General features: G+C 34.2%; 22 protein-coding genes. 4 read left to right on the top strand and 18 right to left on the bottom strand.

The annotated features are described in order from the left end of the window. Positions 1-137: 137 nt before the first annotated feature. From ftsZ to ACE01P_RS19260, 14 genes are all read right to left on the bottom strand, one after another. Complete coding sequence (gene ftsZ, locus ACE01P_RS19325; protein WP_379700680.1) at positions 138-2,132, bottom strand: cell division protein FtsZ; 1,995 nt, start codon at positions 2,130-2,132, stop codon at positions 138-140. Positions 2,133-2,209: 77 nt separating this feature from the next. Next, on the bottom strand, positions 2,210-3,616 hold the full coding sequence (gene ftsA / locus ACE01P_RS19320) for a cell division protein FtsA (protein ID WP_379700679.1): 1,407 nt from the start codon (positions 3,614-3,616) through the stop codon (positions 2,210-2,212). 6 nt (positions 3,617-3,622) lie between these two features. Then, positions 3,623-4,345, bottom strand: a complete 723-nt coding sequence (locus tag ACE01P_RS19315) for a cell division protein FtsQ/DivIB (protein ID WP_379700678.1) — start codon at positions 4,343-4,345, stop codon at positions 3,623-3,625. Continuing rightward, entirely contained in the window at positions 4,332-5,681 is a 1,350-nt protein-coding gene (murC, locus tag ACE01P_RS19310; RefSeq protein WP_379700677.1) for a UDP-N-acetylmuramate--L-alanine ligase, read from the bottom strand. The genes ACE01P_RS19315 and murC overlap by 14 nt, the downstream gene beginning before the upstream one ends. 28 nt (positions 5,682-5,709) lie before the next feature. Beyond that, a complete protein-coding gene (gene murG / locus ACE01P_RS19305) occupies positions 5,710-6,801 on the bottom strand; it encodes an undecaprenyldiphospho-muramoylpentapeptide beta-N-acetylglucosaminyltransferase (protein WP_379700676.1) in 1,092 nt (363 codons plus the stop codon). 45 nt (positions 6,802-6,846) lie between these two features. Next, positions 6,847-8,157: an FtsW/RodA/SpoVE family cell cycle protein gene (locus ACE01P_RS19300; RefSeq protein ID WP_379700675.1), complete on the bottom strand. Its 1,311-nt coding sequence runs from the start codon at positions 8,155-8,157 to the stop codon at positions 6,847-6,849. A 51-nt stretch (positions 8,158-8,208) separates the two neighbouring features. Then, positions 8,209-8,547 carry a four helix bundle protein gene (locus tag ACE01P_RS19295; RefSeq protein ID WP_379700674.1) on the bottom strand — a complete coding sequence of 113 codons (339 nt, stop codon included), beginning with the start codon at positions 8,545-8,547 and terminating at the stop codon, positions 8,209-8,211. An 88-nt stretch (positions 8,548-8,635) separates the two neighbouring features. Continuing rightward, complete coding sequence (gene murD, locus ACE01P_RS19290; RefSeq protein WP_379700673.1) at positions 8,636-9,967, bottom strand: UDP-N-acetylmuramoyl-L-alanine--D-glutamate ligase; 1,332 nt, start codon at positions 9,965-9,967, stop codon at positions 8,636-8,638. Then, positions 9,968-11,200, bottom strand: coding sequence for a phospho-N-acetylmuramoyl-pentapeptide-transferase (mraY, locus tag ACE01P_RS19285; RefSeq protein WP_379700672.1), 1,233 nt, complete (start codon positions 11,198-11,200; stop codon positions 9,968-9,970). A 73-nt stretch (positions 11,201-11,273) separates the two neighbouring features. Then, on the bottom strand, positions 11,274-12,737 hold the full coding sequence (locus ACE01P_RS19280; RefSeq protein ID WP_379700671.1) for a UDP-N-acetylmuramoyl-L-alanyl-D-glutamate--2,6-diaminopimelate ligase: 1,464 nt from the start codon (positions 12,735-12,737) through the stop codon (positions 11,274-11,276). Continuing rightward, entirely contained in the window at positions 12,734-14,740 is a 2,007-nt protein-coding gene (locus tag ACE01P_RS19275; RefSeq protein ID WP_379700670.1) for a penicillin-binding protein, read from the bottom strand. The genes ACE01P_RS19280 and ACE01P_RS19275 overlap by 4 nt, the downstream gene beginning before the upstream one ends. Further along, positions 14,731-15,078 (bottom strand): FtsL-like putative cell division protein, encoded by a 348-nt coding sequence (locus ACE01P_RS19270; RefSeq protein WP_289879966.1) that lies wholly within the window; start codon positions 15,076-15,078, stop codon positions 14,731-14,733. Before ACE01P_RS19270 ends, ACE01P_RS19275 begins: the two co-directional genes overlap by 10 nt. A gap of 21 nt (positions 15,079-15,099) precedes the next feature. After that, complete coding sequence (rsmH, locus tag ACE01P_RS19265) at positions 15,100-16,008, bottom strand: 16S rRNA (cytosine(1402)-N(4))-methyltransferase RsmH (protein ID WP_379700669.1); 909 nt, start codon at positions 16,006-16,008, stop codon at positions 15,100-15,102. Next, positions 15,983-16,456, bottom strand: coding sequence for a division/cell wall cluster transcriptional repressor MraZ (locus ACE01P_RS19260; protein WP_250834012.1), 474 nt, complete (start codon positions 16,454-16,456; stop codon positions 15,983-15,985). The genes rsmH and ACE01P_RS19260 overlap by 26 nt, the downstream gene beginning before the upstream one ends. A gap of 377 nt (positions 16,457-16,833) precedes the next feature. Between ACE01P_RS19260 and ACE01P_RS19255 the strand changes: the two genes are divergently transcribed. Together ACE01P_RS19255 and yihA are read left to right on the top strand one after the other, a co-directional pair. Beyond that, positions 16,834-17,598: an alpha/beta fold hydrolase gene (locus tag ACE01P_RS19255; protein ID WP_379700668.1), complete on the top strand. Its 765-nt coding sequence runs from the start codon at positions 16,834-16,836 to the stop codon at positions 17,596-17,598. A 45-nt stretch (positions 17,599-17,643) separates the two neighbouring features. Beyond that, positions 17,644-18,264 carry a ribosome biogenesis GTP-binding protein YihA/YsxC gene (gene yihA, locus ACE01P_RS19250; protein ID WP_379700667.1) on the top strand — a complete coding sequence of 207 codons (621 nt, stop codon included), beginning with the start codon at positions 17,644-17,646 and terminating at the stop codon, positions 18,262-18,264. A gap of 856 nt (positions 18,265-19,120) precedes the next feature. Here yihA and gldC read toward each other — a convergent pair. Together gldC and gldB are read right to left on the bottom strand one after the other, a co-directional pair. Next, entirely contained in the window at positions 19,121-19,453 is a 333-nt protein-coding gene (gene gldC, locus ACE01P_RS19245) for a gliding motility protein GldC (RefSeq protein ID WP_379700666.1), read from the bottom strand. Then, complete coding sequence (gldB, locus tag ACE01P_RS19240; protein WP_379700665.1) at positions 19,453-20,409, bottom strand: gliding motility lipoprotein GldB; 957 nt, start codon at positions 20,407-20,409, stop codon at positions 19,453-19,455. The genes gldC and gldB overlap by 1 nt, the downstream gene beginning before the upstream one ends. Before the next feature lie 99 nt (positions 20,410-20,508). On the opposite strand from gldB, the gene nadE reads away from it, so the two are divergent. Both nadE and ACE01P_RS19230 read left to right on the top strand, forming a co-directional pair. Beyond that, on the top strand, positions 20,509-21,315 hold the full coding sequence (gene nadE / locus ACE01P_RS19235) for an NAD(+) synthase (protein ID WP_379700664.1): 807 nt from the start codon (positions 20,509-20,511) through the stop codon (positions 21,313-21,315). A gap of 92 nt (positions 21,316-21,407) precedes the next feature. Next, positions 21,408-22,037: a response regulator transcription factor gene (locus ACE01P_RS19230; protein ID WP_008467169.1), complete on the top strand. Its 630-nt coding sequence runs from the start codon at positions 21,408-21,410 to the stop codon at positions 22,035-22,037. Between the two features lie 94 nt (positions 22,038-22,131). Here the strand turns inward: ACE01P_RS19230 and dnaG are convergent, their stop codons facing one another. Together dnaG and ACE01P_RS19220 are read right to left on the bottom strand one after the other, a co-directional pair. Continuing rightward, the gene (gene dnaG / locus ACE01P_RS19225) at positions 22,132-24,204 is read right to left on the bottom strand and encodes a DNA primase (RefSeq protein ID WP_379700663.1); all 2,073 of its coding nucleotides are present in this window, start codon (positions 24,202-24,204) and stop codon (positions 22,132-22,134) included. 129 nt (positions 24,205-24,333) lie between these two features. Continuing rightward, on the bottom strand, positions 24,334-25,422 hold the full coding sequence (locus tag ACE01P_RS19220; RefSeq protein ID WP_379700662.1) for a hypothetical protein: 1,089 nt from the start codon (positions 25,420-25,422) through the stop codon (positions 24,334-24,336). Positions 25,423-25,461 lie beyond the last annotated feature (39 nt).

Genomic DNA, 25,461 nt, shown 5'->3' with positions numbered 1-25,461 from the left:
CTTCGCTCGAACAGACAATAAGATTCACTTTAAAAACCTATTTAGGAAGTCAAATTTTGAAATTCTGTGCGAAGATAAAAAAAATAACCCGAAAATTAAATCCAATTTTCGGGTTACCAAATATTATGATTCTAAAATTAATCTACGTTATCGTGCAAAAATGAATTGTTTGAACGTAATTGCAAATCGTTGTTACTGTCTGTTCCAACAGAAATTCTAGAATTTGTAGTGTTAGATTGTGAATTAGATAAATCGATTCCTAATCTTTTGTAAGCTGGCTCTTTTTCCAACTCATCAATTCTAGAAACATTGTTATGGAATTTATAGTTAAACTCTTTTAGTTTCTTTCTTCTTTCTTCAGCTCTTAAACGCAATGTTTCTTCAATAGTCAATTCTAACGGAGAAACTTCAGAAGTTGTAGAGAAATCAGGTTGACTAGTAAAATCAGGTCTTGGTTTCAATGTGATGTTCAATTCCTCTGGAATTGCATCTTCAACTACTTTTTCAACTGGTTTAGAAGACAATAAATCATTTTCAACTTCCATATATTCTTCAAGAGAATATTTAATAATTCCGTTATCTGAAACTTCAGTTACAGGAACAAATTGAACTGGATCGTTTACTTTAATATCACGAGTTTCGTTTGTTAATTCAAATAAAACTCTGTTATCTTCAACAACTGGCTCTCTTTTTATAGGCTCTTGTTTGAACAAAGGAAGATCAAAAGAAAAGGTTGTTTGTTCTTCTCTTTCAAATACTCTTTGTTGCTGTACTGGTTGCTGTTGCACCGGTGGTTGCTGTACTTCTCTTGCTGCTGGAACTTCAGGAGCAGAAATTGTAAAGTCAATATCTGTAATTGGTGAAACAATTTCGAAAGTCACGTCTAAATTTTTGATAAACTCAGACATAACCACTAACTCATCCTGATTGATAGCTGGAGCAACAGCTTTTGGAGCAGTTGGAGCAAATGTTTCATCATCATCAATTAAATCAAAAACAACTTTATCTTCAACTTTTGCTGTTGGTGTGTCAACAGTTAAATCGAAAGACGCAATTGGTTTATTCGTTAGATTATGAACGCTTCTTTGCTCATCTTCTAATGTATGAATGATTTTCTTTGGTTCTGTATTTACAATTTCATTTTGTTGTTCAACATCAAAACCTGTAGCGATAATAGTTACAGCAATGGCTTCACCAAGACTTTCGTCTTCACCAACTCCCATGATAATATTTGCGTTGTAACCCGCTTCATCTTGAATGTGATCGTTGATTTCTCCAATTTCGTCAAGAGTAATCTCATTAGTCCCAGAAACGATAAGCAACAATACATTTTTGGCACCAGTAATTTTGTTATCATTCAACAATGGAGAATCCAAAGCTGAAACGATAGCATCTTTAGCTCTGTTTTCGCCTTCAGCTACAGAAGACCCCATTATAGCAGTCCCACTGTTAGCCAAAACAGTTTTCGCGTCACGTAAATCGATATTCTGAGTATAGTGGTGCGTAATTACTTCAGCAATACCTCTAGAGGCTGTTGCTAAAACTTCATCCGCTTTAGAGAATCCTGCTTTAAAACCAAGATTTCCGTATACTTCTCTTAATTTATTGTTGTTGATTACAATCAAAGAATCGACTTGCTTACGCAATTTCTCGATTCCAATAATAGCTTGCTCCTGACGTACTTTCCCTTCAAATTGAAAAGGAATCGTCACGATACCAACTGTCAATATTTCTCTTTCTTTTGCTAATTGCGCAATTACCGGAGCTGCACCAGTTCCAGTTCCTCCACCCATACCAGCAGTAATAAATACCATCTTAGTACCACGGTCCAACATTTTTTCAATATCAGAGATACTTTCGATTGCAGACTGCTGTCCAACGTCTGGGTTTGCTCCTGCTCCTAACCCCTCAGTTAAGTTAACTCCTAACTGAATTTTATTAGGCACCGAACTATTTTGAAGCGCTTGCGAATCGGTATTACAAACGATAAAATCTACGCCTTTAATACCTTGTTTAAACATGTGGTTAATTGCGTTACTTCCGCCTCCACCTACACCTATTACTTTGATAACATTTGATTGATTTTTTGGTAAATCAAATGAAATACTTCCAAATTCTGAGTTGCTCATCATCTTTTTGGTTTTTTAATTCTTATTAAGTACATTTTTTACTTCTTGACTTGGGGCAAGAAATAATCCTTCTCTTTTTATTATTCTGCGTTGTCTAAAAATTCTTTGATTTTGTCGACATATCGATCAAAAAATGATCTTCTTATTTTTGTTTCTGTAGATTCATTCTTAGGTGCCCTCTGACTAACAACTTCTTCAGGTTCTTCAATAGTTTCTACTCTTTCAACGTAGTTTTCTTCAACTTCGTATCGCTGCACTGGCGGAGCCGTTCTGTAAACAACTTTTGGCTGTTCCTGAACCATTTCTAATCTTACAGCACTTTGCGAACTGTTTTCGATACTGTTCATTACTAATCCAACTGCTGTTGCAAATAACGGACTAGATATTTCTTCTCCTGAGTTTCCTGCCAAATGCTCGTTTGGATATCCAATTCTAGTATCCATTCCTGTAATGTATTCTACCAGTTGTTTAATGTGCTTTAATTGTGCACCACCACCTGTTAATACAATTCCAGCGATTAGCTTTTTACGAGGATCTTCGTGTCCGTAAGCTTTGATTTCTGCAAAAACTTGTTCTACAATTTCCACAACTCTTGCGTGGATAATTTTAGATAAATTTTTAAGCGAAATTTCTTTTGGCTCTCTTCCTCTTAAACCTGGAATAGAAACGATCTCGTTATCTTTATTTTCACCTGGCCAAGCAGATCCAAATTTGATTTTTAAAAGCTCAGCTTGTTTTTCAATAATCGAACAGCCTTCTTTGATATCATCTGTAATTACATTTCCTCCGAAAGGAATTACTGCTGTGTGACGGATAATACCATCTTTGAAAATCGCCAAATCTGTTGTTCCACCACCAATATCGATAAGTGCAACACCAGCTTCTTTTTCTTCCTGACTTAAAACAGCATCAGCAGAAGCTAACGGTTCTAATGTCAAACCAGACAATTCAATTCCTGAACTTTGAATACATCTTCCAACATTTCTGATAGAAGACGCTTGTCCAACTACAACGTGAAAACTAGATTCTAATCTTCCGCCGTACATACCAATTGGTTCTTTAATCTCAGATTGCCCGTCGATTTTGAACTCTTGCGGTAAAACGTGAATAATTTCTTCTCCTGGTAACATGGCCAGTTTGTTTACCTGATCGATTAGAAGTTGAATATCTTTTTCGCCAATTACTTCCTCAGGATTATTTCTGCTGATGTAATCGGTATGTTGAATACTTCTGATATGTTGTCCGGCAATCCCCACAACCACATCTTTAATTTTGTATCCTGAATTATTTTCTGCTTCGATTATCGCTTGTTGAATCGATTGAATCGTCTGCGTAATGTTGTTTACTACTCCTCTGGCAACACCCAAACTTTTGGATTTACCAATGCCCAAAATCTCCAACTTACCATATTCATTTTTTTTGCCAATCATGGCAACGATTTTGGTTGTTCCAATATCTAGACCTACTGCAATGTTATCTTTTTCCATTTTCTATTATTTAGTGCAAACTACTTGTTCCGTAAACCTAAGGTCAATTTTTTTGTATTTGTATAACGAACTATCTAAAACTGCTTTTTGAAAGAAAGCTTTATAGTTTCTAAATTTCTTATCAACATTCATCGTTCTTCCGAAATCTATGAAGTAATCATAGTTACGATTAAACATTTTTAAGCTTCCATTCGGCATAATCTCTATAGCAATGATGTTTTTTTTCAAAAACGCATCGTCGTAAATTGTGCGAAATAAAGCTGCTAAATCTTCGTTATTTTTTGCATTAATTGCCCCTGAAACAAGAGGAACTCGCGCAGTGAAATTGTCTGACAAAGGCATTTTATTACCCTCATAGTCAATATAAAAAGAAGCAGCGCCGTCATAAACTCTTGCTATGGGCGTCTTCTGTTTTACTACTGCTTTTAGAACGCCATCGATACTTACAAAAACATTTGACTTCTCAATCATGTCTTGCGTATCGAGGGTTTTCTCTATCTTATTCAAATCTAGTTCATCTTTTCTAATACTGGAAGCGTCTCTTTTATTTTCTATCAACAATTTATTAACCGTTTCCGGCTTCACAAAAAGCGTATTTTCTCCTACAAAAACAACCATAGATTTTCTCAATTTTCGATCGCCATTTCTATGTTGAGCGAAGGAATACAGAAACAAAACCAGTCCGAAAATAAGTACTAATCTAATATTTGACCAATTAAATATTTTCATTTAAAATCTTTTTAATTGACGGAACCATTTCTCCCAGATCACCAGCTCCAATTGTTACAATAATAGGCGCATCACTGGCTTTGATTTCACCTAATAAATCTTCTTTTGCAACAATTTTTTTGTTCGAATTTGTCATTTTACCCAAAAGCCACTCAGAAGTCACTCCTTCCATCGGAAGCTCTCTTGCAGGGTAAATATCCATCAAAAACACTTCATCAAACTGCGATAAGCTTTCTGCAAATCCGTCAACGAAATCTCTTGTTCTGCTGAACAAATGCGGTTGGAAAATCGCTAGAACTTTACGTCCAGGATATAATTCTCTAACTGCCTGATGAACAGCATTTATTTCTGTCGGATGATGTGCATAATCATCAATATATACTAAATTTTCACTCTTAATTTGATATGAAAAACGTCTTCTAATCCCGCTGAATGAAGCAATAGCTTTTGCAATGGAATCGGTTGGGGTGCCATAAGTTTTAGCCATCGCAATAGCCATCAATCCATTCATTAAATTGTGCTTTCCTGGCAATCCGAAACGTAAATCTTTTATAATTTCTGATGGCGTCTGCACATCAAAAACATAAGCCCCATCTTCGATTCGAACATTATAAGCCTTATATACAGCATCTTCATTTATAGAACATTGAACACCATCTAAAGGCAATTCTTTGGTTATAAAGAGATTGTTTTTATCTTCAACTTTAGAAGCAAATTCTCTAAATGAAGCTTGAATTGCATCACTAGTTCCATAAATATCCAAATGATCGGCATCCATAGAAGTCACACAAGCGATATCTGGACGTAAATGCAAGAATGATCTATCAAACTCATCTGCTTCTACAACCGTTACGGTTTTTCCGCTTCCGATTAAATTCGAATTGTAATTTTCTACAATTCCTCCAATGAAAGCTGTTACATCTGCACCGCTTTGAAACAAAATATGTCCCAAAATACTTGACGTTGTCGTTTTCCCGTGCGTACCTGCAACTGCAAAACAGAAAGTATCTTTACTTATAATTCCAAGAACTTCTGCACGTTTTTTAACCACGTAATTTCTTTCGATAAAATAATTCCATTCTGAGTGCGTTTTTGGAACCGCCGGCGTATAAATCACCAAAGTATTCTCCACATAATAATCACTCGGAATTAAATTAATATTATCCTCAAAATGAATATCAATACCACTTTCAATCAATTCATTAGTTAGCATAGAAGGCGTTTTATCGTAGCCTGAAACTTGTTTTCCAATAAACTTGAAATAACGAGCCAGAGCACTCATTCCGATTCCTCCGATACCAATAAAATAAACGTTTTGTATTTGATTTAAATTCATTTTTATTTGCTTTAAGCCTACGCTTTATTTACTTCTTAATTAATTTCACAATCTCTGCGACGATAGCCTGAGTTGCTTTTGGCATTGCCAACTTTTTAATATTATCACTCAACTGTTTTTGTTTTCCCTGATCTTTCAGCAGCGCTTCAAAAACAATGCTAAACTGATTGTCAAGTTCAGATTCTTTCAACAAAATTGCACCTTTAGCATCTACAATTGCTTGCGCATTTTTAGTTTGGTGATCCTCAGCTACATTTGGCGATGGAATAAAAATCACTGGTTTTCCAACGATGCACAATTCTGACACTGATGAAGCACCTGCACGTGAAATTATGACATCTGCGGCTGCGTAAACAAAATCCATTCTTTCAATAAAATCAACCACTTTTACATTTGGCTGATTGTATTTTTTATAATCTTCAAAATATAATTTCCCACATTGCCAGATTACCTGTACCTCTTGAGAAAGAAAATTTTGCAATTCTTTTTCGATTAACTGATTGATTCTTCTTGCGCCTAAACTTCCTCCTAGAACCAATAATGTTTTCTTATTTGGATCTAAGCCATAGAATGCAATTGCCTCGTCACGTTTGCTTTCAATATCAATTAAATCCTGACGAACTGGGTTTCCTGTTAGAACAATTTTCTCTTTTGGAAAAAAGCGCTCTAAATTTTGATACGCCACACAAATTGCACTTGCTTTCTTGCTCAACAATTTGTTTGTAATTCCTGGAAAAGAATTTTGCTCTTGAACAACCGTTGGAATTCCTGCCGAACCCGCCGCTTGCAATAAAGGTCCGCTGGCAAAACCACCCGTTCCGATTACTACATTTGGCTTGAATTTTTTAATAATTCTTTTTGATTCCAATAAGCTGCTTGCCAACTTAAGAGGAAACATCATATTTTGTAAAGTCAGTTTTCGCTGTAAACCTGCAATCCAAAGACCTTTAATTTCATAACCTGCCTGAGGTACTTTCTGCATTTCCATTTTATCTTTGGCTCCTACAAAAAGAAATTCTGCATCAGGAAATTGTAATTTTAATTCGTTTGCAATCGCAATCGCAGGATAGATATGTCCTCCTGTTCCTCCTCCGCTAAGTATGAATTTATACTTTGTCATCTCTCTAAAAATTACAACTTTTTAAAAAATTATTATATTTTAACTCTATTTGTTTAGAACCGCATTCATTGGATTTCTAGAATTATCTTCTATCGAATAAGCTGGCTCTTCATCATAAATCTCTTGAGGAATCACATCGTCTTCTGCCAGTTCTTTATCTATTAATCGTTGTAAAGCTTCTTTTCTTTTTTCCTTTTCTAATTTCTCCTCAGCAATTTCATCTTCTTTTTTCGTCACGCTAATGATAATTCCTAGCCCAAGACAAGTCATCCAAATCGAACTACCTCCACTACTGATTAAAGGAAGCGTCTGCCCTGTAACTGGCAATAACTCTACTGCAACCGCCATATTAATCATCGCCTGAAATATCATCGGAAATCCGACACCGACGACAACTAATTTCCCAAATAAAGTAGGCGCTTTATGAGAAGCAATTACAAATCGGAACAAAAGCAATAAATACAAAATCACTATCGAAACTCCTCCTACTAACCCATATTCTTCTACAATAATGGCATAAATAAAATCGGAAGAAGATTGTGGTAAAAAGTTCTTCTGAACACTTTTTCCTGGTCCTAATCCTCCTAATTTTCCTGAGGCTATTGCAATTTTTGCTTTTTCGATCTGATAATCGTCTTCGTCTGGCTTATCAGTGGTAAAGTTCGCAATACGACTTTCCCAAGTTGAAACCCTACTGAAGAATCTTGAATCTGGAAAAGCTTTTGCTACCAAAAGGAAAAACGCCAACATTGCAATTCCTGAACCAATTATAAAAGCTATATATTTTAACGGATACTTTCCAATAAATGTCAACATCAAAACCATTGAAAAGATTAACGCTGTGGTTGAAAAGTTCGCTGGTAAAATCAATATTAATGTGATAAATACCGGAAGCCAAAGTTGAATTAACGAGGTTTGAAAAGGCTCATTTTCTTCTTTCGTTTTGGATAAATATCGTGCCACATAAATAAACAAAACGATTGCTGCCAATGTTGACGTCTGAAACGTGATTCCGATAAACGGTACCTGAATCCAACGGCTTGCATTTGCTCCCGCAATTACGGTTCCTTTTAAAAGTGTATAGGTTAATAAAATCCAAACGACTGGAAGCGCAATTTTAGAAATCGCTCTAAAATAATGGTAGGGAACTCTATGCACCCAGTAAATGATTAAAAAACCGATGCAAATATGCGCCAAGTGTTTTACCAAATATCCTAATGTATTTCCTGTTCCGTGCCCGATATAAGCCAAATTACTACTCGCACTAAAAACAGGCATAAACGAAAACAAAGCCAATAAAGCCACGAATGACCATATTACTCTATCTCCTTTTAATTTGTTAACGAGTTCCTTCATTTTAGATTTTTGATTTTAGATTTTAGATTATTTTTAAAATCTTCGATTTTTTTATTTATTGATTCTACTGTTTACTGTTTTTAGACTGCTTACAAAAATTGCAGTTAATTCATTTGCTTCTTTAAATGCTATTTCCAATTCTTCTTTGGCCAACCACATTTTTTCTTTTATGATTTCAATCCAAAATAAAGTTTCATCAGCTTCCTCTAAAACTATATTCATTTTGGCAATAAATTCTCGATCACTTCGGGCTCTGCATACGGCTCGATAATTTGCTCCGACAGACGTTCCGCTCCTTACAATTTGACTTGCGATAGATCTCACCACATTGGTGTTTGGAAGCTTTTCTGCTAAATCAATTATCATCAAAGAAAACTTCTTTGTTCTCATCTTCATTTCATTCGTCGTCATAATCAAAAGAACTTATTTGAATTCAAAGATTGGAAACAATCTAAAATCTGAACTCTAAAATCAAAAATTATAAATTGTGCACTGCTTGTTTAAATTGCTTTCCTCTGTCTTCGTAGTTTTCGAATAAATCGAAACTTGCACAAGCTGGAGACAATAAAACAGTATCACCTTTTTCTGTTAATCTTTGAGCAGTTTTTACTGCATCATTCATATTGTTTACTTCAACCATAATGTCAACAACGTTTCCAAAAGCATCGATAATTTTACGATTATCGATTCCAAGGCAAATAATTGCTTTTACTTTTTCGCGTACTAATGACATTAATTCGTTGTAATCATTTCCTTTGTCAACACCTCCTACAATCCATACTGTTGGAGCGTTCATACTGTCTAAAGCAAAGAAAGTAGCATTTACGTTTGTTGCTTTTGAATCGTTGATATATTGAACGTTTTGTATTTTTAATACTTTTTCTAAACGGTGTTCAACACCTTGGAAATTAGATAGACTTTCACGAATCGTTGCATTTCTGATTTGCATCAATTTAGCTACAGAGCTTGCTGCCATGGCGTTTTTCATATTATGTTTTCCTTCTAACGCAATGTGTTCTGTATCCATTGTAAACTCTTCTTGGTTGATCTTTATTTCCATTTTGTTGTTATTTATAGAAGCCCCTTCATCAAATTTTTTCGTCAATGAAAAAGGAATTAGTTTTGCTTTTGTTTTGTTCTTTTTTAACCATTCTGTACTTGCTTCATCATCTGCATCGTAAATCAGATAATCGTTTTCCGTCTGGTTCATCGTTATTCGGAACTTCGAATTGATATAATTTTCATATTTATATTCGTATCGATCTAAATGGTCCGGACTAATATTGGTTATTATCGCAATATCGGGTCTGTAATTTATTATTCCGTCTAACTGAAAACTGCTTAATTCAAGAACGTATGCATCGTATTTGTTTTCTGCTACCTGCCAAGCGAAACTCTTTCCTATATTTCCTCCCAATCCTACATTCAATCCTGCATATTTCAGCAAATGATGGGTCAGCATTGTTGTGGTGGTTTTACCGTTACTTCCCGTAATCCCGATGGTCATTGCTTCTGTGTAAGGCATCGCAAATTCAATTTCCGAAATCACTTTTATTCCTGCCGCAACCAGCTTTTTTACTATCGGAGACTTGTCTGGAATTCCCGGGCTTTTCATCACCACATCAGCATTTAAAATCAAATCTTCTGTATGCTGCTCTTCTTCCCAGGCTATTTTATTAATGATAAGAACTTCTTTATAGCTTTCTTTTATTTTTCCAAAATCAGATACAAAAACATCATATCCTTGTTTCTTACCGAGGATTGCGGTTCCTACACCGCTTTCTCCTCCTCCTAAAACCACCAGCCTCATCTATCTTAGTTTTAAAGTAATGATTGATAAAATGGCTAACATTACAGCAACAATCCAAAAACGGGTTACGATTTTACTTTCGTGATACCCTTTTTTCTGATAGTGATGATGCAATGGCGACATCAAGAAAATTCTTCGACCTTCACCGAAACGCTTTTTCGTATATTTAAAATAAGTCACCTGAATAATTACTGAAGCGCTTTCTGCTAAGAAAATTCCACAGAATAAAACGATCAATATTTCTTTACGAACCGCAATTGCTAATACCGCAATGATTCCTCCAATCGTCAAACTTCCCGTATCTCCCATAAATACAGATGCTGGGAATGAATTGTACCAAAGAAATCCGATAAGAGCTCCAACAAATGCCGAAATAAAGACCGTCATTTCTCCCGAATTGGGGATATACATAATATTCAGATAGTTCGAAAAAATGATATTACCAGAAACGAATGTAAATATTCCGAGCGCGAGGACGGATATGGCGGAGGTTCCTGCTGCGAGACCATCGATTCCGTCTGTTAAATTTGCTCCATTTGAAACTGCTGTAATGATGAAAATAACAACTGGAATAAAAATCAACCAAGCCCATTTTTCATAACCATCCCCCATAAAAGACAATACTTCAGCATAATCAAATTCGTTGTTTTTTACAAAAGGAATTGTCGTCGCTGTAGATTTTTCTTCGATACCTGCAGGAACAATAATTGTTGAATTTGCAGCTGCTTTAAAAATATCTGCACGACCTGTATCTGTTCTTACTGTCACAGCTGGATTAAAATAAAGAACTGCTCCAACGATGATTCCAAGACCAACTTGACCAATTACTTTAAAAATACCTTTTAATCCTTGTTTATCTTTTTTGAATATCTTGATATAATCGTCAACAAAACCAATTGTTCCCATCCACAAAGTCGTTACAATCAGCAAAACGATATAGATGTTATGCAATCTTGCGAATAATAGAACAGGAATAAGAGTAGCAAAAATGATGATTAATCCACCCATTGTTGGCGTACCAGCTTTTTCATTCTGACCTGCAAGACCAAGCTCACGAACTGTTTCTCCAACTTGCTGACGGCGTAAAAAGTTAATTACTCTTTTACCATAAATAGTCGACAAAAGCAATGAAAGCATAAATGCCAAAGCTGATCTAAATGTGATGTACTGGAAAACTCCTGTTCCAGGAATGTCCAATGTTTTATCAAAATATTCAAATAAATAGTACAGCATATTTTTCTACTTTTTTAAATTCTAATTCGAATTAAATTCCAACATCAAAATGAGTTTTGGAATTTTTATTTTGTTATTTTCCTAGTTGTTCTAAAATCTCTTTTACTGTTTCCATATCGTCAAAATGATGGCGAACACCATTTATCTCCTGATACGTTTCGTGTCCTTTTCCTGCAATTAGAATGATATCGTTTGGCTGAGCCAATTGACAAGCGGTTTTAATTGCTTGTTTTCTATCTGTAATTCGCAGCATTTTTTTGTAATTCTGAGGCTCAACTCCTTGTTCCATTTCATCCAAAATAACTTCTGGATCTTCATTTCTAGGATTATCTGAAGTTAAAACCGCTTTATCACTCATATCCGAAGCAATCTTTGCCATAATCGGACGTTTTGTTTTATCACGATTCCCTCCGCAACCAACAACAGTAATCAACTGCTCATTTTTAGTGCGAATATCATTGATAGTTTTTAAAACATTCTCAAGTGCATCTGGCGTGTGCGCGTAATCTACAACAGCCGTGATCTTTTCATTTGAAACAATATATTGAAAACGACCCGAAACACTTTCTAAATCAGACAATAAACGCAACGCTTCAAGGCTATCAATTCCTAGCTCTACAGCTGTTCCGTAAATAGCTAAAACATTGTATGCGTTGAAAGTACCAATCAGTTTTACCCAAACCTCATTTTCGTTAATTTTCAATAATAAACCTGATAATTGGCTTTCTAAAATCTGTGCTCTGTAATCTGCATAAGATTTTAAAGCATAAGTCAGTTTTTTAGCTACAGTATTTTGCAACATTACCGCTCCGTTTTTATCATCAATGTTTGATAAAACAAATGCTGATTTTGGAAGCGAATCAAAAAATGACTTTTTAACATCTCTGTATTCTGCAAATGTTGGATGATAATCCAAATGATCGTGAGAAAGATTTGTAAAAATTCCTCCCACAAAATGCAAAGCTTCAGTTCGTTTTTGATGAATACCGTGCGAGCTTACTTCCATAAAGCAATGCGTAACCCCAGCTTCAACCATTTCATTTAAATAATGATTAATTGTCAAAGAATCTGGCGTTGTATGCGTTGCAGGATATTCTGTTTTATCGACTACTATTTTTACTGTTGATAATAAACCAACTTTAAAACCTGCTTTTTGAAACAATTGAAACAATAACGATGCAATCGTAGTTTTACCATTTGTTCCTGTTACACCAACTAATTTTAATTTTGAAGAAGGATCTGCAAAATAATTAGCCGCCATAAAAGCCAACGCAGTATTTGTGTCTTTTACCTGAATATAAGTCACATCATTTGCAATATTTGATGGAAACGTATCGCAGATAATTGCTTTTGCTCCAAGCTGAATTGCTTTTTCGATATAATCATGTCCATCTGAAAGTGAACCGCGAATTGCCACGAAAACATCATTTGCTTCTACTTTACGTGAATCAAATTCAATTTTCTGAATAGCCGCGTCTGTCGAACCTTTTACAGATTCGATAGCTACTTTATATAATATGTCTTTTAATACTTTCACGATAATTCTAATACAATTGTTGTGTTTTTGCTAATACTGGTTCCCGCTTGAATCGATTGATTTTTCACTTTCCCCATTCCACTTACTTTTACTTTCAAACCTAAATTCTCCAGTAAAGCAATTGCGTCCATACCAGGCATTCCTTTTAAATTCGGAATCTGATTCATTTTTTTATTTGACTCAACGATATATTTATCATAACTAGCATCCTGTTTCGGAACTCTAGTATCTAATTTTTTAATCTTATTTGTTGAAGGCGCATCTGTAAAAATCTTTTGCGCAATTCTTTTAAAAACTGGCCCTGCAACGTCTGCTCCATAATAATTATTCTTAGCCGTATTTGGTTTATGAACCACTACAATACAAGAATATTTTGGATGATCTGCTGGAAAATATCCTGCAAACGAAGATGCATAATACATACCTTCTCTTCCTGCTTTACCATAATTCACCATCGCTGTTCCTGTTTTCCCTGCCATTGAGAAATCTTTCGAATACAATTTAGAAGCTGTTCCTTTTTTCACCACATTTTCTAAAACTGCTTTTACTTTTTTAAGCGTTTCAGGCGAACAAATTCTCGGATTCATTACCTCTGTATCAAACTTTTTAATCGTTTTATTCCATTCTTTGATTTCTGAAACAAATTGTGGCCTAACCATTACTCCATTATTCGCAATCGAATTATAAAAAGCCAATGTCTGCATTGGCGTAACAGAAACTGAGTATCCGAAAGCCATCCACGGAAGTGAAATTCCTGACCAGCTTTTATCTCCAGGATGCGGAACAATTGGTCTGCCTTCTCCTTTAAAGTGTAATCCTAAAGGCTTATCTAAGCCAAAGCTTCTGATATGATTTACAAATTTTGATGGATTGCTCTTATAATTCTCATAAACCGCTTGAACCATTACCGTATTTGATGAAAGTTCAAATCCTCGTGCTAATGAAACTTTTCCGTAACCACCGTGGTGCGAATCTCGTACAGATCTTCCATAATATTTAACCACACCATTATGACTATCATAAACGTGACTTGTATCAGCTACTTTATCTTCTAAAATCGCAACTAAATCGACCAATTTAAAAGTCGATCCAGGTTCGTGAGATTCAGCAATCGCATAATTTGTTGTTTCGTAATACGATCCGTCTTCTGCTCTTCCTAAATTTGAAATTGCTTTTACATAACCTGTTTCTGTTTCCATCACTACCACACAACCATGATCTGCCTCATAATCTTGTAATTGTTTCAACAAAGCATGATGCGCAATATCCTGAATAAAAACATCTATGGTCGAAATCACATCATAACCATCAATTGGATCCACTTCGTTAACATCACGAATCGGTTTCCATTGCCCTTTTGCGATTTTTTGTTTTAGAATTTTACCATCTTTTCCATTCAAATAGCTTTTAAAAGCCCACTCAATTCCTTTTCCTACTTCTACTCCAGTTGCTGGATCAATACGGTCATAACCAATTGTTCTTTCTGCAATTTTACCGATTGGATGTTTTCTAACCGTTTCTTGCTCAACAATGATTCCTCCTTTGAAGGCCCCTAAATTAAATAATGGAAAACCTTTAATTTTCACATATTCAGTATAACTTAAATTTCGAGCAATCAAATAATAACGATTTTTATTCTCTCGCGCTTTTCTTAATTCTTTTTCGTAATAACCTGCCGGTCTATCCAAAACAGTTTCTAAAGAATCAGACAATTGTTTTACATATTTCTCAAAAGTTTCTTTTTTTGGCGCTTTCGCATCAAAACGAATTTCATAATTTGGAATTGATGTTGCCAACAAACTTCCGTCAGCAGAATAAATATTTCCTTTGTTTGCAGGAATAACAAAGTTTCTCACAGTACGCTGTTTTGCCAACTTTCTGTAATAATCTCCATCAACCCACTGAATATTGGTTAATTTAACAACAATAGCAATTGCCATCAAAAAGATGAAAACTGCTACGAGGTAAATTCTGTAGGATATATGTTTATCGTCTACTGCCATATTCTTTTAAAGAAACTTTTTTCTTCTTCTTTTTTAACTTCTATTTTCACTGGAGGAACTGTCGACGGAAAAATTTGTTTTTCTAACATTTTATCCGAGATCGTCGACTCCATTTTTAATTTCATCAATTCTGAACGTCGATCTACAAACTCCGATCTCAATTCTTTTGTTTCATTATTTAATTTTGCGATTTCAAAAACCTTTTGTTCGTATCGCTGTGTATTGGCAATCATCAAAATGGCCAGCAGAATTATAAAGACGATAAATCGCCAGTTTTTTACTGCATCTTCATGAATCAGAAACCTTGCTTTTAATATGCTAAATACACCACTTTTCATTATTTCCTACCTTAATATATATTATAGCTTTTCTGCAACTCTTAATTTGGCACTTCTTGCTCTATTATTAATCTTGATTTCTTCGTTGTCTGGAACAATCAGTTTTCCGATAGTTTTGAACGGAACTGAAAAGTTTCCATAAAAATCTCTTTCTGGTTCTCCTTCAAACATTCCGTTTTTAATAAATCTCTTTACCAAACGATCTTCTAAAGAATGATAAGAGATTACCGAAAATCTTCCTCCTGGTTTTAAAATTTCCAACGACTGCTCAATAAATTCTTTAAGAACGTCCATTTCCTGATTTACCTCGATTCGAATAGCCTGATAAATCTGAGCCAAAACTTTGTTTCTAACTTTCTCTGGCAAAAACTTTTTCAGAACTTCTTTTAATTCTTCAGTTGTTTTGATCGGATAATACTTTCTCGCTTCTACAATTGTTCTTGCTAAAACTGGTGCGTTTTTCAACTCCCCATAATCAAAAAAAACACGACGTAAATCCTGTTCTTCATATTCGTTAACCACTCGATAAGCATTTAAATCATTTTTTTGACTCATCCGCATATCTAGTTCGGCATCAAATCTTGTAGAAAAACCTCTTTCAGGAACATCAAACTGATGTGATGAAACTCCCAAATCTGCTAAGATTCCATCTACTGCTTTTACTCCGTGAAAACGTAAAAACCTTTTTATGAACCTAAAGTTCTCATTTATCAGAGTAAACCTCTCGTCTGGCAGTGCATTGGCAAGCGCATCTTCGTCTTGGTCAAATGCAAACAGCTTTCCGTTTGGCCCTAATCTTTTTAAAATCTCTTTTGAATGACCACCGCCTCCAAACGTAACATCTACATACACACCATCAGGTTTAATATTTAAACCATCTACTGTTGGATGAAGCAAAACCGGATTATGATATTCCATCTTCGTCGTCATTAATATTTCCCATTACTTCTTCGGCTAGATCTGCAAAATCCATATCTTCGCCACTTATTGATTTCTCGTATAAATCTTTATCCCAAATCTCAACAATATTAACCGCAGATGAAAAAACCACATCTTTAGCAATACTTGCAAACGTTACCAAATCTTTTGGAACAAGCAATCTCCCTAGTGCATCAACCTCAACTACTTTAACACCAGCAGTAAACCTTCTAATGAAATCGTTGTTCTTTTTTACAAAGCGATTAAGCTTGTTGATTTTTTTCATCATCGCATCCCATTCTACCATCGGATACAATTCTAAACACGGCTGAAAAACAGAACGCTTCAAAACAAATCCGTCTTGAAGAGATGCCGTCAACTGCTTTTTTAAAGGGGCAGGCATCATTAGCCTTCCTTTAGCGTCGACTTTACACTCATATGTTCCAACAATTGTGTTCAAAAAAACTAGTTAACATGTTATACAGCAAAAATATAAAAAATATTACCACATTTTACCACTTTATACCACTTTGTTAATAAGTTTAACCACTTTACTACCACTTTTCGTAATCCACATCCAATCAATACCTTAACTATTAATTAACAGATTCTTAAATCCGTTATTCATTCAAAAAAATAATGCGTTATTTTTCTTAAAAAATTGATTATAATGCAGATTTCTTAACATTTGAATATTTCATCAAATACGTGTTTAATTACTGATTTTTAACGAATTACAAATTCTACTCAAATTATCTAGTTAAAAAATGGCATCAAAAATTCATTTTTGTGTAATTAACCCTATATTTGTCGAAATTGAAATTGGCATTAGATTAGATGGACAAACACTATAAAAAAGAAGGCAAATACAGCTATTTTGAGGCTGGAGAAGGAACTCCGATCGTTATTCTGCATGGTTTAATGGGAGGTCTAAGTAACTTTGATGGTGTAGCACAATATTTCCCAACGAAAGGGTATAAAGTTGTTATCCCAGATTTGCCAATATACACCCAAAGCATTTTAAAAACGAACGTAAAAAGTTTTGCGAAATACGTAAAAGACTTTATCACTTTTAAAGGGTTTGACAAAGTTATTCTTCTAGGAAATTCTCTTGGAGGACACATCGCTTTGTACCACACAAAACTTTATCCTGAAAAAGTTGCAGGACTTGTAATTACCGGAAGTTCTGGACTTTACGAGAGCGCAATGGGAGACAGTTACCCAAGAAGAGGCGATTACGAATACATCAAAAAGAAAGCTGGAGAAGTTTTTTACGACCCAAAAATTGCCACTCCAGAAATCATTGATGATGTTTATGCAACTGCCAATGACCGCATCAAATTAATCAAAACTTTAACCATTGCTAAGAGCGCAATTCGCCATAATATGGCTAAAGATTTGCCAAAAATGGATGTTGAAACTTGTATTATTTGGGGTAAAAATGACTCTGTAACACCACCAAATGTAGCAGAAGAATTTAATAAGTTATTACCCAATTCAACTTTATACTGGATTGACAAATGCGGACACGCAGCAATGATGGAACACCCTCAGGAATTTAATGAAATTCTTGAAAAATGGCTTACTGAAAAGAATTTCTAGCCATTATAATTTATTTTTTAAGGAGGTTTTAAAACGAGAAGGACTATGAAAATTAACACCGCCGAATTTATTATCAGCAATTCTGACGCATCAAAATGTCCGAAGGATTTTTTGCCAGAATATGCTTTTATAGGAAGATCAAACGTAGGTAAGTCATCTTTGATCAACATGCTTACCAACAATAAAAACTTAGCTAAAACATCTGGGAGACCAGGAAAAACACAATTAATCAATCATTTTAAAATCAATAACAATTGGTTTTTGGTCGATTTACCGGGTTATGGTTATGCTAAAGTTTCAAAGAAAACAAAATCAGTTTTTCAGCAATTTATTACTGATTATTTTGAAAACAGAGAACAATTAGTTTGTGCTTTTGTTTTAATTGATATTCGCCACGAAGCTCAAAATATCGACGTAGAATTTATGTCTTATATGGGCGAAAGCGAAATTCCGTTCTGCATTATTTTTACTAAAGCAGATAAAATCAGTAAGACAAAAATAGATTCGCATATTGCAGCTTACAAAAAACAAATGTTTGCCAACAACTGGGCCGAAATGCCGCAATATTTTGTAACCTCATCTACAGAATCTACCGGAAAAGAAGAACTTTTGTCTTACATAGATCAAGTGAATCAAGAAGTTTTTAAAAATAACTCGGAATTTTAGAAAAGAAATTTCAATTCAAAAATTTAAAAACTCATAATATTAAAATCCCAAATTTCAAGTCTAAAATTGAAATTTGGGATTTTTTTTATTGGAATTTCTCATTGATGTTTTTCTTTGTTTTTCTTCTAAAGTTTAAAGCTTTCCATTCTTTATAAATCAAAAATTGATAAAGGATATAAAAAAGCGAATTGAAAAACCAAAAATCGAGCAGAAAAGGCTCTGTAAGTATCACCGAATCTGTATTTCCTGATAAAAAGATACCAGCACTGCTCGTTAAATAAATAATTAGTCCGTTACAGAAATAGAAATAATTATGCTTATCAGTTTTTAAATTTGACACAATAAAATAGAACGCATAAAATAACAGCGGAATAGAAGTTATGGTTACTTCAATTAAATTAAATTCCCAATAAAGCGAAGGCCTGTTATAATATTGAAATCCTAAAAAAAGTAGCACTGAAACAAACACAACTATCATAATCTTCTTTAATCGTTTATTTGAAAAACTTTTATAAAAAAATAAGTTTAGCGCTATAAACTGAAAAATGAAATAATAGTGCGAAAGGAAGAAATTAGAATTTGGATAAAGGAATCCGATAATATTGCAAAGTAATTCTACGCAAAACAAAAGAACCAAATAGGCGGTAATAATACGGTATAATATATCTCTGTTTTTGCAGGTCGTGTAAAACCGTATCGCATTAGCAAGCAGAAAAAACAATCCGACAAGGCTTACAAGAAAAGGAAACAACATATAATTTGTTTTACTCAGACAATGTACAAAATAAAAAACAAAAAAAATCCCAAACCCAATATTTAAGATTGGTATTTGGGATTTCGTTTATTTGAAATTTGACTATTTCGTAAGTTCTAATTTTTCTGCGAAGTAATCACAAAAATCTTTCATGGTATCAGACATTTTTTCGTCGTCTGTCGCACGTCTGAAAGTATCTGACATTGCCACTAAAGTCTGGTGAAAGAAAATCTTCATTTCGTCTACTGGCATATCTTTTGTCCACAAATCAATACGCATTGTTTCTTTTGCTTTACTATCCCAAATTGACAGCATTATCGCTTTTGCCTCTTCGGCTTGAACTCCACCATCTTGCGCACTCCATGTTAATTTTTCAGGAACGCGGTTTTCGTCCAATTCTATATTAAATTTAATCTCTGAATTTATATTTGCCATTATTTCTTAGGTTTATATTTTGATTTTTCGAAGATTTCTTTTGGCTGAATTTTAAATAACTCTTCCAAAGAAACATCACTATTATTTTTCATGTAAGAACGTACCATCTGCCAGCCAATCCAAGCTCCCACTCGCCCTGGAGAATCGTTATCAATTTCTAAAAAGAATTTAGAGAAAGGTGCTGGAGCTATAAATCTTGCTCTCAATTTCGGGTCGTCGCTGTAAAGCATTTCATTTTCTATGAAATAACGCCACATATACGCTTCGTTTTCTTCGCACCATTTTATTTGTTCTGGAGTATACCCCATTTTTTCTGCATCTGTATATTCAGGAATCAGTAAATCTTTTGCGTAAAGCTGTTTTCCTTCAAAAACCATTTGAGCAACCAGACTCTTGTCCATAGAATTTGGAATATTTCGATATGAAAAACTAGAAACCACGTCTGGCATAATTTGTCTTTCTTCAAAATTCTCTTTTAAGTAATTTGGAAACTCATAAAACTTATGATTTTTTCCTAAATACAGTTCCAAAGCCACAACTACAAGACTATCCGCATAAATTGATTTTGCATTATAGTCCATTTCTCCAATAACAGTAATTACTTTTGGAATTTTTGTTTTAGGAAAATAATATTTTACGTGCTGAAAAAGCTCATTAAACTCTTTGCGAACAGGTTCAAAATTGCTGTATTTTTTCTGAACTTCATCATAAACTTCTCTCCAAATCGGATCGTTCATTTTCTGAATCCAGACGTTATCATCGTTGCCAGGAAAGAAAAACGGATACTGCTTTTTTACTTTCGCAAGATCTTGCGGTTTGGTTTCAAAAAATACCTTGTCAAATCGTTCTACTTTAATATCAACAGGAATTTCTTCTACTTCTTTTTCAACCTTACTTTTTTGGTTGCAAGACAAAAAAAACAGGCATAGAACCACTGCAAAGCGATATATTTTCATTTTATTTTAATTAGATTTGTGTTATCAGAATTTTAAGTAATTGCATACTCAAAATAATTCTGCAAATATACATCCCTGCATCTTAAAACTTAAACTATTATGGCTAAAAAAAGCACAATTCAGACAGAAAAAGTAAATACGCACATTGTAGAGTGGTTAAAAAATTACGCTGCTAATGCAAAAGTAAATGGTTTTGTAATTGGAATCTCGGGAGGTGTAGATTCTGCAGTAACTTCAACTTTATGCGCACAAACAGGACTGAATGTTTTATGTGTAGAAATGCCGATTCATCAGGCAGAAAGCCAAGTTTCGAGAGGAAGAGAGCATATTGACCAACTAAAAAAACGTTTCTCAAATGTTTCTGATGTGAAGACAGATTTGACTGAAACTTTTGAATCTTTTAAAAGTGCTGTGCCTGTAACAGATGATGTGGCGAAAGTAAATTTAGCTTTAGCTAATACTCGTGCACGCATCAGAATGACTTCTTTATATTATTTAGCAGGAATTCACGGTCTACTTGTTGCCGGAACAGGGAACAAAGTTGAAGATTTTGGTGTAGGTTTTTACACAAAATACGGAGATGGCGGCGTAGATTTAAGTCCAATTGCTGATTTAATGAAATCTGACGTGTATGCTTTGGGAGAATTTTTACAAATTCCGCAATCAATTTTAACAGCAGCACCTACTGATGGATTGTTTGGAGACAATCGTACAGATGAAGACCAATTAGGCGCAAGTTACGACGAATTAGAATGGGCGATGCTAGCCGCGGAGTCAGGAAAAACGGCATCTGACTTCGAGGGGAGAGAAAAATCTGTCTTTGAAATTTATAAACGACTAAACACCAACAACAAGCATAAAATGGACCCAATTCCGGTTTGTTTAATACCCAAAACGTTAAAATAATACATTTTAACATTCTCTGCTGGATATTACAGAATTTATTTATTAATTTTACAGTTCCAAAAACATGAACAATTCTAAAAAAGGTAAAAATTATGATTAAAGTATGTCTAGCAGACAATCATCCTGTTACGCACTTTGGCGTTAAGTCTTATTTTAAAGACCACGATCAAATTTCAATTGTTGCCAACGTAGGCAATTTTTCAATGGTTAGAGATATTCTTCAAACGAAGGAGATCGACATTTTAATTCTAGATTTAGAGTTAGAAGGTCTTTCAAGCATCTTTGAAATTAAATCTATCTTAAAAAATTTCCCAAAAACAAAAATTGTTATTTTCAGTGATCTTGCTGAGCAAATGTACGCTCCAAACGCAATTAAAGCAGGAGTTTCTGGGTATGTACACAAAACAGAAAAACTTGAAACATTAGGTCATTCTATTATTAAAGTACACGAAGGAAAAATTATCATCAACGAAACAGTACGTAAAAACATGGCACTTATTGCTAAACAAAGCAAAAGCGAACGTCTGTACAGAAAACTTTCTAACCGCGAAATCGAAGTTTTACGTTATTTAAGTGATGGTAAGAAAAACAACGAAATCTCTAAAATCTTAAATCTGAACGAAAAAACGATCAGTACTTACAAACTAAGATTATTGACTAAATTAAACGTTACTAATTTGGTTGACTTAGTTAATAAAGCTAAGACTTTAGAAATTATTTAATCAAAATCGAAAATCTTAACCTTTAAGAGAATCGAAAAACTTATAAAAACTCTATCTATTTTGATTTATCAAATTAGATAGAGTTTTTTCTTTTTTAGTGATAAGGCACTACTACTCTTCCTAATTTCTTCGAAAAGTTATTCAGCAATTTAGAATAATCGATAACCATACTCAAAACTTCTGAATTGTCTTCTTGCGGATCGGTTAAAAGAGAATTCTTCAATTCTGCAATAATTCCAGACACCAAGTACCAGCGCATAGAAAATATAGTCTCAGAAACATTTTGCTCGATTGTCTCACTTTTTTGTTTCGGAAAAATATTTTGCCCTTCCCAATTGTGAATAGTCAATCTTTCGTCTTCCATTAAAATATTGGTTACTTCCTGAGCAAATTCAGGCTCCAAATGCATCAAATATTTATCTAAACTAAATGTCTCATTTCGATTGTAGAAATCAATAATATTAGTGTAAATATTCTGAAATAAAACATTCGACAACTCTATCTCATCTTCCTGAAGACTTAAATATATTTTTTCGAATACTTTATATTGTCTTTTTTCTGAAACTTCTTTTACATTTCCTTCTTCATCTGCCTTCAAGAAAACATCTTCAAAATCTTCCACTACGCTTCCGTACAAAAGTAAAACCTCAATGACTTTCCTTTCGAAACCATATAAAATATCAATTTTTTGATTTTGCTCTTGCGGATAATTCCCCATATCACCAGGATAATCGTAACCTTCCGGCGGACCAGTTCTTGGATCTTCTGGATCTCCTCCTGAAAAAGTACCTCCTTGCGGAGGCTGATTTCTAACTACTTCAAAAGGTCTTTGCTCTTGTTTCTGCTTTTTGTTAGCATCAGCAATATCTTTCTGAATTAATTGCGCCAAAGTACTCGTTAAAACCTGCTCCGAAATATCCATGATTCGAGCACATTCCTGAATATAAACTTCACGCTGAATGCGGTCTGGTATTTTAGAAATACTCGTAACCATATCACGAATCAGATCGGCCTTTTTTATTGGGTCATTTTTAGCTTCGCCCATTAAAATCGAAGCCTTAAACTGAATAAAATCTTTACTATTGTTTTCTAGATAAGCAACTAAATCGTCATGAGAATTTTTACGCGCAAAACTGTCTGGGTCTTCTCCTTGAGGAAAAGAACAAACACGAACGTTCATACCTTCTTCCAAAATCAAATCAATTCCTCGAATGGCTGCTCGTAAACCAGCTGCATCTCCATCAAAAAGTACGGTAATATTTCTAGTCAAACGATTGATCAAACGAATTTGATCCGGCGTTAAAGCTGTTCCCGACGACGCCACAACATTTTCGATTCCAGCTTGGCTAAACTGAATTACATCGGTATACCCTTCAACCAAATAACAATTGTTTTGTTTGGCTATAGATTGTTTTGCATGATAAATCCCGTAAAGGACTTTACTTTTATGGTAAATATCACTTTCTGGCGAGTTTAGATATTTTGCCGCTTTTTTATCATTGGTTAAAATACGTCCTCCAAAACCTAAAACACGTCCCGACATACTTTGAATAGGAAACATTACACGTCCTTTAAATCTATCAAACGGACGGTCTTCTCTCGGAATTGTTAAACCTGTACTTTCTAAAAACTCTAATTTATATCCTTTTCCAAGGGCTTCTTTCGTCAAAGCATCCCAAGTTTCTGGAGAGTATCCTAAATTGAATTTTTTGATGGTTTCATTCGTAAATCCTCTTTCTTTAAAATACGATAAACCGATTGCTTTTCCTTCTTCAGAATTAACCAAAACATCCTGAAAATACTTAGCAGCAAATTCAGAAACCAAATACATACTTTCGCGAAGATCAGTGTTTGCTTTTTCGGCTTCAGTTTGTTCAGTTTCTTCAATTTCGATATTGTATTTTTTAGCTAAATATCGAATGGCTTCCGGATAGGTAAATTGCGAATGTTCCATTAAGAATTTAACCGAGTTTCCGCCTTTTCCAGTACTAAAATCTTTCCAGATTCCTTTTGCAGGCGACACCATAAACGAAGGCGAACGCTCATCTGAGAATGGACTCAGACCTTTAAAATTACTTCCTGCACGTTTTAAATTCACAAAATCGCCAATAACCTCCTCTACTCGAGCAGTTTCAAAAACAGAATCAATGGTGGCTTGTGAAATCAAAGTGTATTAAATTTTAAAAGTTGAGAGCTTGCAAAAATACGTAAATCTTGTTGGAATTTTTATCATTTTAAATCAAAAAAAGCACCTCTTTCGAGATGCCCTTTTTACTAACTAAACTTAATTTTCTTCTTAATTGAAATCGAAGCGAATACCTAATGAAATATTGTTCTCGTCTATCGCATTGTTCTTAAATATCGGATTTAAATCATATTTTAAATACAGGCTTGTTGCTTTATATCCTACATAAGTACTTAGTCCGTAAATAAAATTATTTACATTATAATCGCCTTTTGTTTTTTGAGTGGTTTTATAATCATTGTCTTCAAATTTTAAAATCTGTTTCGATTTTACATTAATTCCTGCATATCCTCCAAATCCCATTCTGAATCCTTTATGTGTTCTGAAATAGCTTTTCCCATCATGGTTTCCGTCTTTCGAAAAATCAAATTCTAAATGAACAGGAACCACCAAATAGACATTTCTAAAACGAGATTCTTTTAAGTGTATCGGATTTGTTACCAAATCTGTCTGATTGCCATTTACCACAAAACTACGATTGTCTGTTGGGCGAAGATTGTTATACATTAATGAAAGTCCATATTTAGCATGCAATAAATTGTTATCGTTTAAAATTCTAGAATTTAAAGTTAAACCCCATTCGTAAAAATGCGACCCAATAAAATCATAGTTCGAATCCTGAAGTTTACCATCAACCATTGCACTATTCAAACCCATTGCAAATACAAACTGAGAAGTTGTTCTTTTAGATTCTCTTCTTATCTTTTCATCTTGCCCTTCGTACACTTTCATTGCCGGAATTTTTATTTCAGTCTGATTTGGTCTGATTGAATCCTTACTGCCAATTAACAATACCGTGCCTCCTTTTTCTTGAGTATAATTTACTTTACCGTCTACTTTTTCTTGAACTAATTCTTGCAATTTTTCTTGCTCAATTGCCACTCTGTTTTCGATGTTACGAGCTCTTTTTTCAGCAAAATCTTTTTTCTTTTTCTCTGCTTCTTCTCTAGAAATTGTTCCTTCGACTAACTGATTATTCACCTCATCAACTTCTTTTTTTAATGCTGTTTTTTCTTCATTAGTTATTTTTTCAATAGTAACCGCGATTGCTTTTGCTTTGCTCTCAAAAGTTTCTTGTCCCACCATTTTAGTGACAAATAAAAAAACTAGGAGGAATAGATAAATGGTAAAATTTTTCATGATTGTCTTTTTTTGATTGATTGATTGATTGATTGATTG

The organism is Flavobacterium sp. HJSW_4, assembly GCF_042436695.1.
GTDB lineage: Bacteria > Bacteroidota > Bacteroidia > Flavobacteriales > Flavobacteriaceae > Flavobacterium.
This window is presented reverse-complemented; position numbering and strand designations above follow the sequence as displayed.

What these genes read in the sequence shown, in the direction of transcription:
- ftsZ (WP_379700680.1), bottom strand. Translation starts at nt 2,132, where the DNA reads ATGATGAGCAACTCAGAATTTGGAAGTATTTCATTTGATTTACCAAAA.
- ACE01P_RS19275 (WP_379700670.1), bottom strand. Translation starts at nt 14,740, where the DNA reads ATGGCAGTAGACGATAAACATATATCCTACAGAATTTACCTCGTAGCA.
- ACE01P_RS19220 (WP_379700662.1), bottom strand. Translation starts at nt 25,422, where the DNA reads ATGAAAAATTTTACCATTTATCTATTCCTCCTAGTTTTTTTATTTGTC.
- nadE (WP_379700664.1), top strand. Translation starts at nt 20,509, where the DNA reads ATGGCTAAAAAAAGCACAATTCAGACAGAAAAAGTAAATACGCACATT.
- ACE01P_RS19315 (WP_379700678.1), bottom strand. Translation starts at nt 4,345, where the DNA reads ATGAAAATATTTAATTGGTCAAATATTAGATTAGTACTTATTTTCGGA.
- murC (WP_379700677.1), bottom strand. Translation starts at nt 5,681, where the DNA reads ATGAATTTAAATCAAATACAAAACGTTTATTTTATTGGTATCGGAGGA.
- ACE01P_RS19295 (WP_379700674.1), bottom strand. Translation starts at nt 8,547, where the DNA reads ATGAGAACAAAGAAGTTTTCTTTGATGATAATTGATTTAGCAGAAAAG.
- murG (WP_379700676.1), bottom strand. Translation starts at nt 6,801, where the DNA reads ATGACAAAGTATAAATTCATACTTAGCGGAGGAGGAACAGGAGGACAT.
- murD (WP_379700673.1), bottom strand. Translation starts at nt 9,967, where the DNA reads ATGAGGCTGGTGGTTTTAGGAGGAGGAGAAAGCGGTGTAGGAACCGCA.
- mraY (WP_379700672.1), bottom strand. Translation starts at nt 11,200, where the DNA reads ATGCTGTACTATTTATTTGAATATTTTGATAAAACATTGGACATTCCT.
- ACE01P_RS19230 (WP_008467169.1), top strand. Translation starts at nt 21,408, where the DNA reads ATGATTAAAGTATGTCTAGCAGACAATCATCCTGTTACGCACTTTGGC.
- gldC (WP_379700666.1), bottom strand. Translation starts at nt 19,453, where the DNA reads ATGGCAAATATAAATTCAGAGATTAAATTTAATATAGAATTGGACGAA.
- ACE01P_RS19270 (WP_289879966.1), bottom strand. Translation starts at nt 15,078, where the DNA reads ATGAAAAGTGGTGTATTTAGCATATTAAAAGCAAGGTTTCTGATTCAT.
- yihA (WP_379700667.1), top strand. Translation starts at nt 17,644, where the DNA reads ATGAAAATTAACACCGCCGAATTTATTATCAGCAATTCTGACGCATCA.
- gldB (WP_379700665.1), bottom strand. Translation starts at nt 20,409, where the DNA reads ATGAAAATATATCGCTTTGCAGTGGTTCTATGCCTGTTTTTTTTGTCT.
- ACE01P_RS19255 (WP_379700668.1), top strand. Translation starts at nt 16,834, where the DNA reads ATGGACAAACACTATAAAAAAGAAGGCAAATACAGCTATTTTGAGGCT.
- ftsA (WP_379700679.1), bottom strand. Translation starts at nt 3,616, where the DNA reads ATGGAAAAAGATAACATTGCAGTAGGTCTAGATATTGGAACAACCAAA.
- rsmH (WP_379700669.1), bottom strand. Translation starts at nt 16,008, where the DNA reads ATGACGACGAAGATGGAATATCATAATCCGGTTTTGCTTCATCCAACA.
- ACE01P_RS19300 (WP_379700675.1), bottom strand. Translation starts at nt 8,157, where the DNA reads ATGAAGGAACTCGTTAACAAATTAAAAGGAGATAGAGTAATATGGTCA.